This window comes from Variovorax sp. OV700 (assembly GCF_900099805.1).
GTDB lineage: Bacteria > Pseudomonadota > Gammaproteobacteria > Burkholderiales > Burkholderiaceae_C > Variovorax.
Genome location: NZ_FNDR01000001.1, coordinates 438,655 through 453,879, shown reverse-complemented (window position 1 = coordinate 453,879; position 15,225 = coordinate 438,655). Strand labels below are relative to the sequence as shown.

Annotated in this window: 17 protein-coding genes; 7 read left to right on the top strand and 10 right to left on the bottom strand. The window is 64.7% G+C overall.

What is annotated here, in order from left to right:
• Positions 1 to 8: 8 nt before the first annotated feature.
• The 5 genes from BLR24_RS02040 to BLR24_RS02020 form a co-directional block, all read right to left on the bottom strand.
• The gene (locus tag BLR24_RS02040; protein WP_093011858.1) at positions 9 to 458 is read right to left on the bottom strand and encodes an EVE domain-containing protein; all 450 of its coding nucleotides are present in this window, start codon (positions 456 to 458) and stop codon (positions 9 to 11) included.
• Positions 459 to 464: 6 nt separating this feature from the next.
• A complete protein-coding gene (locus BLR24_RS02035; RefSeq protein WP_093011855.1) occupies positions 465 to 836 on the bottom strand; it encodes a VOC family protein in 372 nt (123 codons plus the stop codon).
• Between the two features lie 148 nt (positions 837 to 984).
• The gene (locus tag BLR24_RS02030; RefSeq protein WP_093011853.1) at positions 985 to 2,793 is read right to left on the bottom strand and encodes a PhoH family protein; all 1,809 of its coding nucleotides are present in this window, start codon (positions 2,791 to 2,793) and stop codon (positions 985 to 987) included.
• Positions 2,794 to 3,004: 211 nt separating this feature from the next.
• Complete coding sequence (locus tag BLR24_RS02025) at positions 3,005 to 3,481, bottom strand: peroxiredoxin (protein WP_056520654.1); 477 nt, start codon at positions 3,479 to 3,481, stop codon at positions 3,005 to 3,007.
• Positions 3,482 to 3,617: 136 nt separating this feature from the next.
• Positions 3,618 to 4,001, bottom strand: a complete 384-nt coding sequence (locus BLR24_RS02020) for an Mth938-like domain-containing protein (protein WP_093011850.1) — start codon at positions 3,999 to 4,001, stop codon at positions 3,618 to 3,620.
• 100 nt (positions 4,002 to 4,101) lie between these two features.
• On the opposite strand from BLR24_RS02020, the gene BLR24_RS02015 reads away from it, so the two are divergent.
• The 6 genes from BLR24_RS02015 to moaD all read left to right on the top strand — a co-directional run bounded on the left by BLR24_RS02015 (position 4,102) and on the right by moaD (position 10,374).
• Positions 4,102 to 5,334, top strand: a complete 1,233-nt coding sequence (locus BLR24_RS02015; RefSeq protein WP_093011846.1) for a pyridoxal phosphate-dependent aminotransferase — start codon at positions 4,102 to 4,104, stop codon at positions 5,332 to 5,334.
• Between the two features lie 114 nt (positions 5,335 to 5,448).
• Complete coding sequence (locus tag BLR24_RS02010; protein WP_093011843.1) at positions 5,449 to 6,771, top strand: homoserine dehydrogenase; 1,323 nt, start codon at positions 5,449 to 5,451, stop codon at positions 6,769 to 6,771.
• A 21-nt stretch (positions 6,772 to 6,792) separates the two neighbouring features.
• Positions 6,793 to 8,208, top strand: a complete 1,416-nt coding sequence (gene thrC / locus BLR24_RS02005) for a threonine synthase (protein ID WP_093011841.1) — start codon at positions 6,793 to 6,795, stop codon at positions 8,206 to 8,208.
• Between the two features lie 89 nt (positions 8,209 to 8,297).
• Positions 8,298 to 8,843 carry a molybdopterin-guanine dinucleotide biosynthesis protein B gene (gene mobB / locus BLR24_RS02000; protein WP_093012749.1) on the top strand — a complete coding sequence of 182 codons (546 nt, stop codon included), beginning with the start codon at positions 8,298 to 8,300 and terminating at the stop codon, positions 8,841 to 8,843.
• Entirely contained in the window at positions 8,836 to 10,113 is a 1,278-nt protein-coding gene (gene glp, locus BLR24_RS01995) for a molybdopterin molybdotransferase MoeA (RefSeq protein ID WP_093011838.1), read from the top strand. Before mobB ends, glp begins: the two co-directional genes overlap by 8 nt.
• A 9-nt stretch (positions 10,114 to 10,122) precedes the next feature.
• Positions 10,123 to 10,374 (top strand): molybdopterin converting factor subunit 1, encoded by a 252-nt coding sequence (gene moaD, locus BLR24_RS01990; protein WP_093011835.1) that lies wholly within the window; start codon positions 10,123 to 10,125, stop codon positions 10,372 to 10,374.
• Here moaD and BLR24_RS01985 read toward each other — a convergent pair.
• Positions 10,361 to 11,257: a 4-hydroxy-tetrahydrodipicolinate synthase family protein gene (locus tag BLR24_RS01985; protein WP_093011833.1), complete on the bottom strand. Its 897-nt coding sequence runs from the start codon at positions 11,255 to 11,257 to the stop codon at positions 10,361 to 10,363. The genes moaD and BLR24_RS01985 overlap by 14 nt on opposite strands.
• A gap of 253 nt (positions 11,258 to 11,510) precedes the next feature.
• Here BLR24_RS01985 and BLR24_RS01980 point away from each other — a divergent pair, with 253 nt between their 5' ends.
• The gene (locus tag BLR24_RS01980) at positions 11,511 to 11,987 is read left to right on the top strand and encodes a molybdenum cofactor biosynthesis protein MoaE (RefSeq protein ID WP_093011830.1); all 477 of its coding nucleotides are present in this window, start codon (positions 11,511 to 11,513) and stop codon (positions 11,985 to 11,987) included.
• 102 nt (positions 11,988 to 12,089) lie between these two features.
• On the opposite strand, the gene BLR24_RS01975 is transcribed toward BLR24_RS01980, so the two are convergent.
• Genes BLR24_RS01975 through BLR24_RS30580 form a run of 4 tightly spaced genes read right to left on the bottom strand, consistent with a single transcriptional unit; the run spans position 12,090 to position 15,225 of the window.
• A complete protein-coding gene (locus tag BLR24_RS01975; RefSeq protein WP_093011827.1) occupies positions 12,090 to 12,632 on the bottom strand; it encodes a hypothetical protein in 543 nt (180 codons plus the stop codon).
• Between the two features lie 54 nt (positions 12,633 to 12,686).
• Complete coding sequence (locus tag BLR24_RS30855) at positions 12,687 to 14,366, bottom strand: hypothetical protein (protein WP_217636270.1); 1,680 nt, start codon at positions 14,364 to 14,366, stop codon at positions 12,687 to 12,689.
• The gene (locus BLR24_RS01965) at positions 14,363 to 15,079 is read right to left on the bottom strand and encodes a hypothetical protein (RefSeq protein WP_093011825.1); all 717 of its coding nucleotides are present in this window, start codon (positions 15,077 to 15,079) and stop codon (positions 14,363 to 14,365) included. Before BLR24_RS01965 ends, BLR24_RS30855 begins: the two co-directional genes overlap by 4 nt.
• Entirely contained in the window at positions 15,076 to 15,225 is a 150-nt protein-coding gene (locus tag BLR24_RS30580; RefSeq protein ID WP_175543142.1) for a hypothetical protein, read from the bottom strand. The genes BLR24_RS01965 and BLR24_RS30580 overlap by 4 nt, the downstream gene beginning before the upstream one ends.

Below are 15,225 nucleotides of genomic sequence, written 5' to 3'. Positions count from 1 at the left end.
TGTGGCGCTCAAAGCGCGAGCGCCTTCAGGTCGGCTTTCATGGTTCGGGCGATCAGCATCGTGTCGGCATCGCTGACTTCGAACATGCCGAAGCGGAACTTGTAGCCCCATTGGCTCGGGTTCTCGACGAAGGCAAGGCGCTCGATCAATGGAGCGATGGGCGCCTCGCGCGAAGCCGCATAGGCCACGTCGCGGCGCCAGGGGACGAAGCCGCCACCCATGTCGAATTCATAGGGTTCGCCTGGCTGCGCGATGCCGATCGACACGAAGCTCTGCAGCTTGTCCGTGCCGCCGAACACCGTGGCCGGCGCGTAGTAGGCCACGCGGTCGCCGGCTGCAACGCGCTTGAGCGGCCCCAGCTTGCCGTGGCCGACCTGCATGAAGCCGAGCGGCTTGTGGTCGCGCCCGCGCCGGGCGTGCTCGGCGCTGGCAACGGCGATCCAGTTGCGCTGTGCCATTGCGGTTCAGTCCAGGGCGTGAAGGCCGACTTCGTTGCCTTCGGTGTCGCGCAGATGGGCGATGAAGCCCATGCCCGGCGGCAGCGCGGACTTGGGCGCCACGATCTGGCCGCCGGCCGCCTCGACGCGTGCGAGCACGGCGTCGATGCTCGGCATGCAGTCGAGATAGATGCGGATGCCGCTGCCCGCGCGTGCGCTGGCGTTTGCGCCGGCCTGCAGTGCGCCGCCCGTGGCGGGATCGTCGTAGGGGAACACGGCCAGCGTCTCGCTGCCGAAGTTTTCGCGGCGCAGCTTGCGGCCGAGCACGGTCTCGTAGAAGACCTGGGCGCGGTCGATGTCGGCGACGGGGATTTCGAACCAGCTGATGGCGTTTTGCATGAAGGACTCTCTTTCGTTGCGTTGGAAGGAGCCTCGATGGTGCGGACCGCCTCCTGACAACGTCTTGTCAGGAGCCTGTCACCGCGGCCAAAGAAAAAGCCCGCGATGCTCCGAGGAGCATCGCGGGCCTGATCGATTCGGACGAAGCCTAGAGCACGTCGCTCGCGAAGTCTGCCAGCCGCGAGCGTTCGCCGCGCGCCAGTGTGATGTGCCCGCCGTGCGGCCAGCCCTTGAACTTGTCGACCGCGAAGGTCAGGCCCGAGGAGCCTTCGGTCAGGTAGGGCGTGTCGATCTGCGCAAGGTTGCCCATGCAGATGATCTTGGTCCCCGGGCCGGCCCGGGTGATCAGCGTCTTCATCTGCTTGGGCGTCAGGTTCTGCGCTTCGTCGATGATCACGTACTTGTTCAGGAAGGTGCGGCCGCGCATGAAGTTCATGCTCTTGACCTTGATGCGGCTGCGAATCAGCTCGTTGGTGGCCGCGCGGCCCCATTCGCCGGCGCCGCCGCCGTCACCCTTGGCCAGGAACTCGAGGTTGTCGTCCAACGCGCCCATCCAGGGACCCATTTTTTCTTCTTCGGTGCCCGGCAGGAAACCGATGTCCTCGCCCACGCTCACCGTGGCACGGGTCATGATGATCTCGGTGTAGCGACGGTCATCGAGCACCTGCGTCAGGCCCGAGGCCAGCGCCATCAGCGTCTTGCCGGTGCCGGCGGTGCCCGTCAGCGTGACGAAGTCGACTTCGGGGTCCATGAGCAAGTTCATCGCGAAATTCTGCTCGCGGTTGCGCGTGTTCACGCCCCACACCGCGTTCTTGCCCGAGCTGTAGTCCTTCAGGGTCTTGAAGACTGCGGTCCTGTCGCGGATCTCGGTGACGCGCGCGTACATGCTCGGCTCGCCCGGGGCCTCGAAATAGACGAACTGGTTGATGTACAGGTTGGGCACCAGCGGCCCGCTGACGCGATAGAAGGTGTTGCTGCCGCTTTGCCAGCTCTCGACCGTCTTGCTCTGGCGCGTCCAGAAATCGGGCGGCAGCGCGAGCGACCCCGCGTAGAGCAGGTCGCCGTCTTCCAGCGTCTTGTCGTTCTGGTAGTCGTCGGCGGCCAGGCCGAGGGCGCGCGCCTTGACGCGCATGTTGATGTCCTTCGACACCAGCACCACTTCCTGCTTCGGCCGGCCGGGCTGGTCCTTGGCATACAGGTCGCGCAGGGCCTGCACCACGCCCAGGATCTGGTTGTCGGCCTTGCCCTGGGGCAGGCTGACCGGCAACGAATAGTCGAGCGGCGCCGTCTGGAAGAACAGCTTGCCGCCGGCCTCGCGATGGCCCGTGGTGTCGAGCTTCAGGCCTTTGGCGATGTCGGCGTCCTGCGCCGCGGCCAGGGCGTCGAGCGTGCGGCTGGTCTGGCGGCCGTTGCGCGCCACTTCGGTGGTGCCCTTCTTGTGGCCGTCCAGTTCCTCCAGCACGATCATCGGCAGGAAAATGTCGTGCTCCTCGAAGCGGAACAGGCACATCGGATCGTGCAGCAGCACGTTCGTATCGAGCACGAACAGCTTGGCCGGGCCGTTCGATTTGGCGCGCTTGGCACGGGTCGGAACCTGCGGCGCCGCAGCTGGCGACGGGGCCGGCACATAGACGGCGGGCGGCGCCTCGGGTTCGCCGCGGGCGGCCGGCCTGTTGTGTTCCCGGCTACGGTCCTGGCTGCGTTCGGAGTTACGGGCGGGGGAGGGCGCGGTTTTCGACCTGCCGCGGGTCGAAGGCGCGGCCTCGGTGCCGCCGCCTACTGCCTCGGCGGTATTGCGGTCGAACAGTTCCAGCGGCTGGGGGCCGCTCGACGAAGCCGAATCGGCACGCGAATCGCCCGAGCGGCGCGAGCTCCTGTGGGAGGAGCGGGCGGGTGCATCGTGCGCATCCGGCGAGAGCAATGCGGCGCGTTTCGTGGGGGCAGGAGGCAATGGCATGTGTCAGGTCGCTCGCAGGAAGTGGAAACCAGAAAACGAAAAAGCCGCCTGTAGACCAAGGCGGCTTTGTTCGGGGGATGCGGTCGTGGAGCTCAACGGCATGAGGCCATTATGCACACCCGCGGTGACGCGTCTCGCGCTCTTTGCAAAGTCCGTTGGGCATTTCCCACGGGTTGAAGCAAAAGCGCACAGTCCGCGCTGGTTGTAACGGTCAGGCGGCCTTCTTGAGCGTCTTGACGGCCTTGAGCACGTCGTCGACATGGCCGGGGACCTTGAGGCCGCGCCATTCGGCCTTCAGGATGCCGTCGGCGCCGATGAGGAAGGTGCTGCGCTCGATGCCCTTGACCTTCTTGCCGTACATGATCTTGTTCTTGACCACGCCGAACATGTGGCACATTTTTTCTTCGGTATCGGCGATGAGTTCGAACGGGAGTTCGAGCTTGGCCTTGAATTCGTCGTGCGACTTCATGTTGTCGCGGGACACGCCGAACACGGTGGCGCCGGCTTTTTCGAAGTCTTTGTAACGATCGCGAAACTGCATGGCTTCGGTCGTGCAACCCGGAGTGTTATCTTTCGGGTAAAAATACATGACCAGCACGTGGCCGAGATGCGAGGTATTCGAGACTTTCAGGCCACCCGTGGCGTTGGCGTCGAATTCAGGAATGGGTTTGTTGACAACGATCGCCATGAAACTTGTTTTCTCCGTTGGTTTCCATTGGATCGAGCGCTTTGAGGCACACTCGACGAAATGGAGGATTGGTCGTTGCTAACTGAGGGCAGCTGGCCTGTTCGCAACCTGGTATTTTACCCCGAAAACCTGCCCCTCAGCCATCGTGGGGCGGTTCGACCAGCAGGGCGGCAATCACGTGGCGGCCTTCGCCGGCCAGGATGTTGTAGGTGCGGCAGGCTGCCGGGGTGTCCATGGTCTCCACGCCGGTGCGCTTGGCCATGAGGGGCTGCAGCCAGGCCGGCTGCGGAAACCGGATGCGGGATCCGCTCCCGAAGATGACCAATTCGGCGCCCAGCGACGCGAGCTGGGCGAAATGCTCGGGACCCAGTTGGTCGAACCGGGCGCAATTCCACTCGAAGCGCTCGCCGCGCGAGCCGACCACCACGCTGCCCTCGACCTTTTCGTTGTTGATCGCGACCCACCCGGGGCCGTGTGCGGTGAGGGACTGGACGTCGGATTTGTCGGGCTGGAGCTTCATCGGGGCACTGGGAACTGTGGTCAAATTATAGGTTTTCCCCAGTGACACGAGGCCTTCCAGGGCCTTTCGACACCGAGTAACCCGCGCCCGGGAGGGCCCTTTGAAGCAGTTCAAGAAATCGGCCAAGCTGGCCAACGTGCTCTACGACATCCGAGGCCCCATCATGGAGGCCGCCCAGCGGATGGAGGAAGAGGGCCAGAAGATCATCAAGCTCAACATCGGCAACCTTGCCGTGTTCGGCTTCGATGCGCCTGAGGAAGTCCAGCAGGACATGATCCGCAATTTGCCGGGTTCGGCGGGTTATTCGGACAGCAAGGGCATCTTCGCGGCGCGCAAGGCCGTGATGCACGAGACGCAGAAGCAGGGCATTGCCGGCGTCACGCTCGACGACATCTACCTGGGCAACGGCGCCAGCGAACTGATCGCCATGGCCACCAACGCGCTCTTGAACGACGGCGACGAAATGCTGCTGCCGGCGCCCGATTACCCGTTGTGGACCGCGGTGACCAGCCTGTCGGGCGGCAAACCGGTGCACTACCTTTGCGACGAGGACAACGGCTGGATGCCCCACCTCGACGACATCCGCGCCAAGATCACGCCACGCACCAAGGGCATCGTGGTCATCAACCCGAACAACCCGACCGGGGCGCTCTATTCCGATGAGCTCCTCAAGAGCATCGTGGCCATCGCGCGGGAGCACCAGCTGGTGATCTTCGCCGACGAGGTCTACGACAAGGTGCTGTACGACCACGCGAAGCACACCGCCATCGCGAGCCTTTCGACCGATGTGCTCACGCTCACCTTCAATTCGCTTTCCAAGAGCTACCGTTCTTGCGGCTATCGCGCGGGCTGGCTCGTGGTGTCCGGCGACAAGAAGCGCGCGGAGGACTACATCGAGGGCCTGAACATGCTCTCGAACATGCGCCTGTGCGCCAATGTGCCCGGGCAATGGGCCATCCAGACTGCCCTTGGCGGCTACCAGAGCATCAACGACCTGGTGGGCGACGGCGGCCGCCTGCGGCGCCAGCGGGATCTGGCTTACGAGCTGATCACGGCCATTCCGGGCGTGAGCTGCGTCAAGCCGAGTGCCGCGCTCTACATGTTCCCCAAGCTCGATCCAAAGGTCTATCCGATCGCGGACGACCGGCAGTTCTTTCTCGATCTGCTGAAAGAAACCAAGGTGATGCTGGTGCAGGGCACCGGTTTCAACTGGGCCACGCCCGATCATTTCCGTATCGTGTTCCTGCCGCACGAGGAAGACCTGCGCGAGGCGATCCACCGCATTGCCAAGTTCCTGGAGATGTACCGCTTGCGCAGCAAGGCAGAGCCATGAACTCCGCATGTGCCGCGGCTTTGCCGGCGGCGCCTGGAACCTGCCGCGCCGCATGAGCCGCGTCGTGAGCGTGCCGCCTGCCACCCCATCCAAATCATGAACGCGAATCCCCCAATGAAACCCATCCAAGTAGGCCTGCTCGGCGCAGGCACGGTCGGCAGCGGCACCTTCAAGGTGCTGCTGCGCAATCAGGAAGAAATCAAGCGCCGTGCGGGCCGCGGTATCGAGATCACGATGGTGGCCGATCTCGACACGGCACGCGCGCGCGAAGTGGCGGGCGAGGGCGTGAAGGTGGTCGACGACGCGCGCGCCGTCATTGCCAACCCGGACATCGACATCGTCATCGAACTCATCGGCGGCTACGGCATTGCGCGGCAGCTGGTGCTCGAGGCGATTGCGGCCGGCAAGCACGTGGTCACGGCCAACAAGGCGCTGCTCGCCGTGCATGGCACCGAAATCTTTGCCGCCGCCCACGCCAAGGGCGTGATGGTGGCCTTCGAAGCCGCGGTGGCCGGCGGCATCCCGATCATCAAGGCGCTGCGCGAGGGCCTCACGGCCAACAGCATCCAGTGGCTGGCCGGCATCATCAACGGCACCACCAATTTCATCCTTTCGGAGATGCGCGACAAGGGCCTGGACTTCGCGACCGTGCTCAAGGAGGCCCAGCGCCTGGGCTACGCCGAAGCCGACCCGACCTTCGACATCGAAGGGGTCGACGCGGGCCACAAGGTCACGCTGATGAGCGCCATTGCCTTCGGCATTCCGGTGCAGTTCGACAAGGCGCACATCGAAGGCATCACCAAGCTCGCCGCGCAGGACATCAAGTACGCCGAACAGCTCGGCTACCGCATCAAGCTGCTCGGCATCACCAAGCGCACCGCGCAGGGCATCGAGCTGCGCGTGCATCCGTCGCTCGTGCCGTCGAAGCGCCTGCTTGCGAACGTCGAGGGCGCCATGAACGCCGTCGTCGTGCATGGCGACGCGGTCGGCACCACGCTCTACTACGGCAAGGGCGCGGGCAGCGAACCGACCGCTAGCGCGGTGATCGCCGACCTCGTCGACATCACGCGCCTGCACACGGCCGATGCCGCGCACCGCGTGCCGCACCTGGCCTTCCACCCCGATGCCATGAGCGACCTGAAGGTGCTGCCGATGGCCGAGGTCGTCACCAGCTACTACCTGCGCCTGCGCGTGGCCGACCAGGCCGGCGTGCTGGCCAAGGTGACGGGCCTGCTGGCCACCGCCGGCATCAGCATCGACGCGGTGCTGCAGCGCGAAGCCGACGAAGTGGGGGGCGAAGGCTCCACCCAGACCGACCTGATCATCCTCACGCACGACGCGCGCGAAGGCACCGTGAACGACGTGCTCGCCGAACTGCAGGCCCTGCCCACCGTGCTGCAGCCGATCGTGCGCATCCGCAAGGAAGAGCTGTCCTGAGGGCGGCGCAAGAGAACCACCGTGAATTACCTGAGCACCCGCGGCCACCCCGACCGCAAGCGTTTCTGCGAAATCCTGCTTGAAGGACTCGCGCCCGATGGCGGGCTCTACCTGCCCGACCACTATCCGCAGGTCGATACCGCCACGCTCGCGAAGTGGCGCAACCTGCCGTATGCCGAACTGGCGTTCGAGATTCTGTCTCTCTACATCGACGACATTCCGCCGGCCGACCTGAAGGCGATCTGCGCCAAGACCTACACGCCCGAGGTGTTCGGCACCGAAGAAATCGTGCCGCTGCGCGAGCTCGAAGACGGCGTGTACCTCGAAGCCCTGTCCAACGGCCCCACGCTGGCCTTCAAGGACATGGCGATGCAGCTCCTGGGCAACCTGTTCGAGTACGAACTGGCCCGCCGCGGCGCCGAGCTCAACATCCTGGGCGCCACCAGCGGCGACACGGGCAGCGCAGCCGAATACGCGATGCGCGGAAAGAAGGGCGTGCGCGTCTTCATGACCTCGCCCGACGGCCGCATGAGCCCGTTTCAGCAAGCGCAGATGTTCAGCCTGCAGGACGAGAACATCCACAACATCGCCGTCACCGGCGTGTTCGACGACTGCCAGGACATCGTCAAGGCGGTGTCGAACGACCTGGGCTTCAAGCGCAAGTACCGCATCGGCACGGTCAACTCGATCAACTGGGCGCGGCTGCTCGCGCAAGTCGTCTACTACTTCGCCGGCTATTTCCAGGCCACGGCGAGCAACGACAAGCCGGTGAGCTTCACCGTGCCGTCGGGTAATTTTGGCAACGTCTGCGCCGGCCACGTGGCCCGCATGATGGGCCTTCCCATCCAGACGCTGGTGGTCGCCACCAACGAGAACGACGTGCTCGACGAGTTCTTTCGCACCGGCATCTACCGCGTTCGCGCGGCGGCCGACACGCATGAAACCTCGAGCCCGTCGATGGACATCAGCAAGGCCAGCAACTTCGAGCGCTTCGTGTTCGACCTGGTGAGCCGCGACGCCGCCAAGCTGCGCTCGCTGTTCGTGGACGAGCTGGGCGGCCAGGGCCGATTCGACCTGAGCGGCGATCCCGCCTTCAAGCAAGCCGCGGAGCGCTTCGGCTTCAAGAGCAGCCGCAGCACCCACGCCGACCGCCTGGCCACCATCCGCGACACCGACAAGCGCTTTGCCACCTTGGTCGATCCGCACACGGCCGACGGCCTCAAGGCCGCGCGCGAACACCTCGCGCCCGGCGTGCCGATGGTGGTGCTCGAAACCGCGCTGCCGATCAAGTTTGCCGCCACGCTGGTGGAGGCGCTCGGCCACGAGCCTGCGCGACCGGCGAGGTTCGAAGGCATCGAGGCACTGCCCAAGCGGGTCGTCAAGCTTCCGGCCGATGCAGAGGCCGTGAAGGCCTATATCGCCCAGAACTGTGATTGACCTTTGCCGCACGCCGCGCATGGCGGCGGCTGCCTCGCAACTGCATCTGCATTCGGCTGCCGCATAGACGGCAGCCACAGGAACTCGACATGAAGGTGATCGGCTTTTCCGGGTACTCGGGTTCAGGCAAGACCACGCTGGTGGAGCGCCTGATTCCTGTGCTCAAGCTCCATGGCCAGCGCGTGTCGGTGGTCAAGCATGCGCACCACAAGTTCGACATCGATCATCCGGGCAAGGACACCTACCGCCATCGCGAGGCGGGGGCCTTCGAGGTGGTGGTGGCGTCGGACAAACGACTTGCGCTGATTCGCGAATTCGAGCAGCCCGCGCAGCTGACGGTGCACGACCTGATCGCAGAGCTCCACGATGGCGTCGACTGGGTGCTGGTCGAAGGCTTCAAGCATAGCGACCTGCTCAAGATCGAAGTCTGGCGCGCCCCCGATGCGGGCCAGCCACCCCGGCCTTCGAAGTACATCGAAGACGCCTTCGTGACCGCCATTGCCACCAACGCGCCCGAAGGACTGCCGGCGCCCACCAACCTGCCCTTGTTCGACCTCGACGACATCGAGGGCATCGCGCAGTGGTTGATCGACAGCGGCAGCCGCTTCGAATACAACCCCGAACACCATGGCTGATTCTGCTGTCCCTTCGCGCCCCCCGCTGATGGCGCTCGACGAAGCGCTGGCAAGCCTGCTCGAGAAGGCGCAGCCCCGGCTGCCCGCCGAAAGCGTCGCCACCTTCGACGCAGATGGCCGCGTGCTTGCGCAAGACCTCGTGTCCGCGCTCACCGTGCCGCCGCGCGACAACAGTTCGATGGATGGCTATGCGGTGCGCGTGGCCGACTGCACCGCGCCCGGCGCGCTGCTCCAGGTGGCGCAGCGCATTCCCGCCGGCACCGTGGGTACGCCGCTCGCGGCCGGCACCGCGGCACGCATCTTCACCGGCGCGCAGATTCCCGAAGGCGCGGACGCCATCGTGATGCAGGAAGACACGCAGGCGTTGCCGCAGGAAGGCACCCTGGGCGCGGTGCGCATCCAGACGGTTCCCGCCGCCGGCCAGTGGATTCGCCGCGCGGGCGAAGACGTGGCGTCCGGCGACGTGGTGCTGCGCAAGGGCGAGCGCCTGACACCCGCCGCGCTCGGGCTTGCCGCCAGCGTAGGTTTCGACTGGCTCCAGGTGGCACGGCGGCCGCGCGTGGCGCTGCTGTCCACCGGCGACGAACTGGTCATGCCCGGCGAAGTCGCACCCGAGGCCATGAAGCCCGGCGCGATCTACAACTCCAACCGCTTCTTCATGCGCGCTTTGCTGCACCGGCTGGGCTGCGAGGTGAACGACCTCGGCATCGTGCCCGACAAGCGCGAAGCCACCATCGAGGCGCTGCGCAGCGCCGCCGAGGGCAGCGACCTGATCATCACCACCGGCGGGGTGTCCGTGGGCGAGGAAGACCATATCAAGGCCGCAGTGCAGACACTCGGCGAGCTGCAGTTGTGGTCGCTCTCCATGAAGCCGGGCAAGCCCTTTGCCTACGGCTCGATACCGAGGGCCGGGGGCGGCGCGCAAGGCCGCTGCCATGTCACGGGTCTGCCCGGCAATCCGGTGTCCAGCTTCCTGACCTTTTTGCTGCTCGTACGCCCCTTCCTGCTGACGCTGCAGGGCGCCACGCGCGTGGCGCCCGAGCCCGTGCAGATGCGCGCCGATTTCGACTGGCCGCGCGCCGACAAGCGCCGTGAGTTCCTGCGCGCGCGGCGCAACTCCGCAGGCGGGCTCGACCTGTTCACCAATCAGAGTTCGGGCGTGTTGACGTCGATGGTGTGGGGCGACGGCGTCATCGACAACCTGCCGGGCCAGACCATCAAGGCCGGCGGCATGGTGAAGTTCATTCCCTTGGCCTCGCTGCTGGCCTGAGGCGCATCCATGAAGGTCCAGATCCGTTACTTTGCCTCGGTGCGCGAGGCGCTCGACACCAGCGGTGAAACCGTCGACACCGGCGCCGTCACGCTGGCCGCATTGCGCGACGAACTCATCGCCCGAGGCGGCGCTTACGCGACGGCGCTCGCACGCGGAAAGGCCGTGCGCATGGCGCTCGATCAGGCCATGAGCGACGAGGCGGCCGCGCTGCGCGAAGGCTGCGAGGTCGCCTTCTTCCCACCCGTTACGGGCGGCTGAGCCGGGCGTTCAGCGCCACGAGGCGATCGCGCAGCGCGTCGGACGCGCGAGTCATCGGCGAGCGCAGTTCGTCGCTCATCGATCCATCGGACGCCAGCAGCGCCTTGAGCGGCCCGGGGTTCGGTTCGGCGAACAGCATCTCGATCAACGGCTGCAGCGGCTGCCATTCGGCGCGCGCTTTCACAAGCCGGTTCTCGGCCAAGAGGCGCAGCACCTGCACGAAACGCCGCGTCTGCACATGCCCGCTCGCCGCGATGGCACCCGCGCCGCCTTCGGCCACCGTGCTGAAGATCTGGTGGTCTTCGCCGGTCAGCACCTGGAGCCTGCCGTCCGCGATCAGCGCGCGCGTCTTGGCCATGTCGCCGCCGCAGTCCTTGATGCCGCGGATGCGCGGGTGCTCCGCCAGCGCCAGCAGCGTTTCGCGCGCAATGGTCGCGCCGGTGCGGTAGGGAATGTCGTAGATCAACACAGGCGCGACGCTGGCGTCAGCAATAGTGCGGAACCATTCGAGCAGGCCGGCCTGCGAGGGTCGGATGTAGTGCGGTGCGGGCACCTGAAGCCCCGCCAGGGGCAGTTCGGCGAGCCGCCGTACCCAGGCCGTCGTCTTGCCCAAGTGGTACCCCGACAGGCCCATGATGATCGGCAGCCCGTCGGCGGCAGCTTGCACCGTGTCGAGTGCGGCCAGCTGTTCCGCTTCATCGAGCGCGGCGGCCTCGCCTGTGGAGGCGCAGACCACGAAACCGGCCACGCCGTCATCGGCGAGCCGGCGTGTCAGCGCCGAGAGCGCCGCATGGTCGACGGCGCCGCCGCGAAACGGCGTGACAAGAGGAATCCAGAGGCCCGAAAAATCAGGACGGGAGGAGGGGTGAGATGGTTGCGGCACGCGAGGCTTCCTTACGGGAATCGACCGATGGAAAAGAACCGTCGTTCGATGCGCGCGCAACCCAATCGGGGCCAAGGCCTTTGCAGGTTCCGTCGCTCATCCGACGACGGAACCGCAGCTCCGGTCAGACGAGCTTTGGTTTTTTGGCTTTGCTGCCCTGGCGCGCGCGGCTGCTTTCCAAGTGCGAAAGCACTGTGAAGAGCGTGGCGTGGCAAGGCATTGCCGAAGTCTAGCGCGGTGCCACAATCCCGGCATGAGCGATGCACGCGTTTCGATCCAGACAGCCGATTTCGACCTGGGGCAGGAGGTCGCCGCGTTGCGTGCCAGCGACAAACGCGTGGGCGCGGTCTGCAGCTTTGTCGGCACGGTGAGGGATCGCAATGACGGCAGCGCAATCGCCTCGATGGAGCTGGAACATTACCCAGGCATGACCGAGAAGGCCATCGAAGCCATGATCGACGAGGCGCACCGGCGCTTCGACATCCTGGGCGCACGCGTGATCCACCGCGTGGGCCTGCTGCAGCCGCTCGACCAGATCATGATGGTGGCGGTAGTCTCGGCCCATCGCGGCCAGAGCTTCGAGGCCTGCGAGTTCCTGATGGACTACCTGAAGACGCAGGCGCCGTTCTGGAAAAAAGAACAGACGCCTGAAGGCGCACGATGGGTGGATGCGCGGGTCAGCGACGATGCGGCGCTCGCACGCTGGGGCATTGACGTCGGCAATGCGTGAATCGTGGCGGGCCTCGGGTGACCGGCAACGACCGACACCACCCTGTCCGCTGGCCCCGCCCCGTATCAGGGCACGTGTCTCCCCTCTCCTGGCAGGCCCGATTCACCGGGACTCGACCAGAACATATTCGCCAAAGCGCTGCCGGTCCTTCTTGCCCACTTTGGCGCACAGGCGTCCATCGCACAGTGTGACATCTGCTTGGTTGTAAGCCTTCAGTAGATCGGCGGACACCTGACTTTTACGAATCTCCTCGTAGTAGTGCCAGGATAACCAGCCTCCGCCAGCCAGAAGAAGTGCGAGGCTGCCCAGCGTGATGCCGGCAACTTTCCAGATCAATTGCCTGTGCAGCGTTTCAGCGCGCTGCAGTTGTGAGGTGAGCGCTTTCGACGCTTGCTGCAACCGCTCGCCCGCCTCGCGCAAGCGCTGTTCATAGGCGGCTACTGGCCGCTCGATTCCTGATCGGACGCCACCCATCACCTCGTCGGGAATGCGACGAAAGTGCTCGTCGGCCGACTGCCGCACAACACCCGGCATCTGTTGCGCGAGGTGGCGCAACTGTCCGCTGGCGAGCTCGCAGCGACGGTCGAATTGCTCGACAAGTGCCGCAATCTTGCTGACCAAAACCATGCTTTTTTCTTCGTTCATTTCTTCCCTTTTTCGCTCCCGTTCCCGATCCGTTCAATGGCGATCTACTGGGTGTTACATGCGCATGACCGGGCCACTGACCTGCGCTGCTTGCTGCAGTTGGGCTTGATGCTGTGCGGCCAATTGCTCCTGTTGGTCTACGGCGGCAACGGCTTCGGCGCGCAGCTCGCGTCCGGGTGGTAGATCGGCCAAGGTCTGGGTCATCTTGCGGAAGGAAGCGTCGTCGCCCGACTGCGCGGCGGCAAGCATGCGGTCGAGATAGGCGGAGAAGTCGGCTGTGGGCGAGAGTTCCGGCTGCGCCTGGGGTGTGCCGGAAGGCTGAACAGACTCCGGATCGCGCGGATCGCCGGCTTTTGCCCCAGGCGATCCCGTTGCGCCGGGAACCACCGGCACATGCTGATGGCTATTGGGCATGCCAGCCGGCGTGTTGGTGTGATCGAAACGATGCGGTGCCGGCGGCAACTGGCTGGTGTCGTTGTAGGGCTGCGGGGTTTCGGGGTTTTTTCCGATCGTGATGCCGTTCCGCTCCATCAAGTCTTCGCGCAGGCCCAGGCGAGACATATCGACCTGCATATTCGGCGCATGGCCGTTGATGGGCTGGGCGTAGGAGCGCTCCATATCGATGGCGCGCCCCACCGCATGGGCGCCGTAGTAGTTGCGGTAGTCGGAGTCGCCGTGAAAGCCGATGCCGGTCGTTTGATTCTCCGGTACGCCGGGCGTCCCCCTGGGCGGCTTGTCGAAGTAATACTGCCCCGCCGCGGCAATGTTGGCGGGGGTCTGCGACAGGGTGGCGTCGGAGTTGAAGGTCAGGCCGGGGCGGGGTTGGGCGGAGTTGGGTGCTGCCCCGCGTTCGACGAAATCTTCGACCCTGGAGTTTCCAGTTCCCAACATGCTACCGAGCCCTGCGGCGGGTTTTGTCTTCTGCTGCTGACTCAGCAGCGCATTCCATCCCGCAATCTGCGCGCTGGCCTCATCCTCGCGCGAAGCTTGGGTCAGCTTGCCAATGGCTCCGGTGTAGTCGTGCGCAAGAGTGTTGCCCTGGGCGATCTGCCGGGTCTCAGTGTTGAAGGATTGACTGGCCGCAGTCATGGCGGCATGGTTGAAGGCATGCTGGACTTCGTGGCCCAGCACAAAGGTCATGTCCACCGAATCGAATCGGGTCGAGAGACTTGTCGGAGGCAGACTCATGGTCTTGATATTGCCGTTGTAAGTGCCACCGGCCACTGTGCCACTGAGCGGTGCAAAGTGCTGCAAGGGCGCCTCTAGCCCAGGCCCCGGCGATGTGACCGCCTTCTTCATCTCCCGCGCCAGTGCTGGCGAACCATTGATGGTTGACTGTAGGTTATTCACCATCTCCTGCGTGATCGGACGGCAGAGCGTATTGACAGGGTCGTCGTAGTCGCTGTGCGCAAAGCGCAAGGACATGTCCTGCAGACGCAGCGTTGCGCTCAAGTCTGCACTGGCGGCGGTGCCGGCAGGAGCGAAACTGCCGACCGGCAAGGTGATGGTGCCGGACGACTTCTCGTAGGTGCCCGCCAGATTCGATCCAAAGCCGCCGTGTGATAACGCGAAGCCCTTGAGGTGGCTGTCAGCAGCGTCTTGGTTCAGCCGTTCCAGCAACAGGGCATCGCTTGCGACGGCGGCACGCAGTTGCGCCTCCTGCACCGGAGTGACACCGGGTTGGGCGGCGAATTGAGCGAGGGCTATCTTCAGCTGGGGATTAAGTTCGGTCATGGCCTTGATCCTTTGCCGAAGCGGCGGACATCAATCCTCTCTACGCACGCGTGTCGCAGCTTTTCGTCAGGAACGTCACCTTCGCGTCGGGGGATGATCTGCACCACAACGTCGTTGCGCGTAAAAAAATAATCAAGCAAGCGCCGGAATTGAGGGGGGGAGGGCTCTAACAGTCCTGTCTGTTCGTTGCGGCGCGGATAGGGATGTAGGGCGTCGTATCGCGCCAAGTCCTCCCGTTCCCGGAAGCCCATGGTCTTCAGTGCCGTCACATAGGCGCCGTAATCCACGGCGCAAACTGGGCCCATATCGACCAATTCGATTTTGTTGTGGAATCGATAGCTAACGTTCTTCGACTCTGGTAATTGGGGATCGTCATAGTACGAGAGGACGTAGTACCAATCCGATGCCGGCAAGTGCATGCCAAACCCGTGTGAAGTCGCCTCAGGAATGTCGTACAGAGGCAGCCGCGTCACCTCCCGCACCCGCTTCAACGACAACTCGTTGAAGGATGTGAGACTGTCGATCAGCTTGAGCATTCGTCGTCCCATTTCTTCCGGCGTGAGGTCAGGGTGCTCATCCAAGGTGTGGGGACGGTAGGCTTTCGCAGATGCGTTCATTGGCATGGTCTCCTTGGAGTGAGGCGCGGGGGCGTGAGCGCAGGCGCTCAAAGCCAGCGTTGCAAGCATCGGCAATATGAGCTTGCGGGTAATCATCGGGAGGCGTCCTGGTTCCATTGCTCCAGCAACCGGGCATCGCTCGCGACGGCGGCACGCAGTTGCGACTCCTGCGCGGGAGTAACACCGGGCTGGGCTGCGAATTGGGAGAGGGCTATATCCAGTTGAGGATTGAAGATGGGCAT

What these genes read in the sequence shown, in the direction of transcription:
- BLR24_RS30580 (WP_175543142.1), bottom strand. Translation starts at nt 15,225, where the DNA reads ATGCCCATCTTCAATCCTCAACTGGATATAGCCCTCTCCCAATTCGCA.
- BLR24_RS01975 (WP_093011827.1), bottom strand. Translation starts at nt 12,632, where the DNA reads ATGAACGAAGAAAAAAGCATGGTTTTGGTCAGCAAGATTGCGGCACTT.
- BLR24_RS02010 (WP_093011843.1), top strand. Translation starts at nt 5,449, where the DNA reads ATGAAACCCATCCAAGTAGGCCTGCTCGGCGCAGGCACGGTCGGCAGC.
- BLR24_RS01980 (WP_093011830.1), top strand. Translation starts at nt 11,511, where the DNA reads ATGAGCGATGCACGCGTTTCGATCCAGACAGCCGATTTCGACCTGGGG.
- BLR24_RS02030 (WP_093011853.1), bottom strand. Translation starts at nt 2,793, where the DNA reads ATGCCATTGCCTCCTGCCCCCACGAAACGCGCCGCATTGCTCTCGCCG.
- glp (WP_093011838.1), top strand. Translation starts at nt 8,836, where the DNA reads ATGGCTGATTCTGCTGTCCCTTCGCGCCCCCCGCTGATGGCGCTCGAC.
- moaD (WP_093011835.1), top strand. Translation starts at nt 10,123, where the DNA reads ATGAAGGTCCAGATCCGTTACTTTGCCTCGGTGCGCGAGGCGCTCGAC.
- BLR24_RS02020 (WP_093011850.1), bottom strand. Translation starts at nt 4,001, where the DNA reads ATGAAGCTCCAGCCCGACAAATCCGACGTCCAGTCCCTCACCGCACAC.
- BLR24_RS02040 (WP_093011858.1), bottom strand. Translation starts at nt 458, where the DNA reads ATGGCACAGCGCAACTGGATCGCCGTTGCCAGCGCCGAGCACGCCCGG.
- BLR24_RS01965 (WP_093011825.1), bottom strand. Translation starts at nt 15,079, where the DNA reads ATGATTACCCGCAAGCTCATATTGCCGATGCTTGCAACGCTGGCTTTG.
- BLR24_RS02035 (WP_093011855.1), bottom strand. Translation starts at nt 836, where the DNA reads ATGCAAAACGCCATCAGCTGGTTCGAAATCCCCGTCGCCGACATCGAC.
- BLR24_RS30855 (WP_217636270.1), bottom strand. Translation starts at nt 14,366, where the DNA reads ATGACCGAACTTAATCCCCAGCTGAAGATAGCCCTCGCTCAATTCGCC.
- BLR24_RS02025 (WP_056520654.1), bottom strand. Translation starts at nt 3,481, where the DNA reads ATGGCGATCGTTGTCAACAAACCCATTCCTGAATTCGACGCCAACGCC.
- mobB (WP_093012749.1), top strand. Translation starts at nt 8,298, where the DNA reads ATGAAGGTGATCGGCTTTTCCGGGTACTCGGGTTCAGGCAAGACCACG.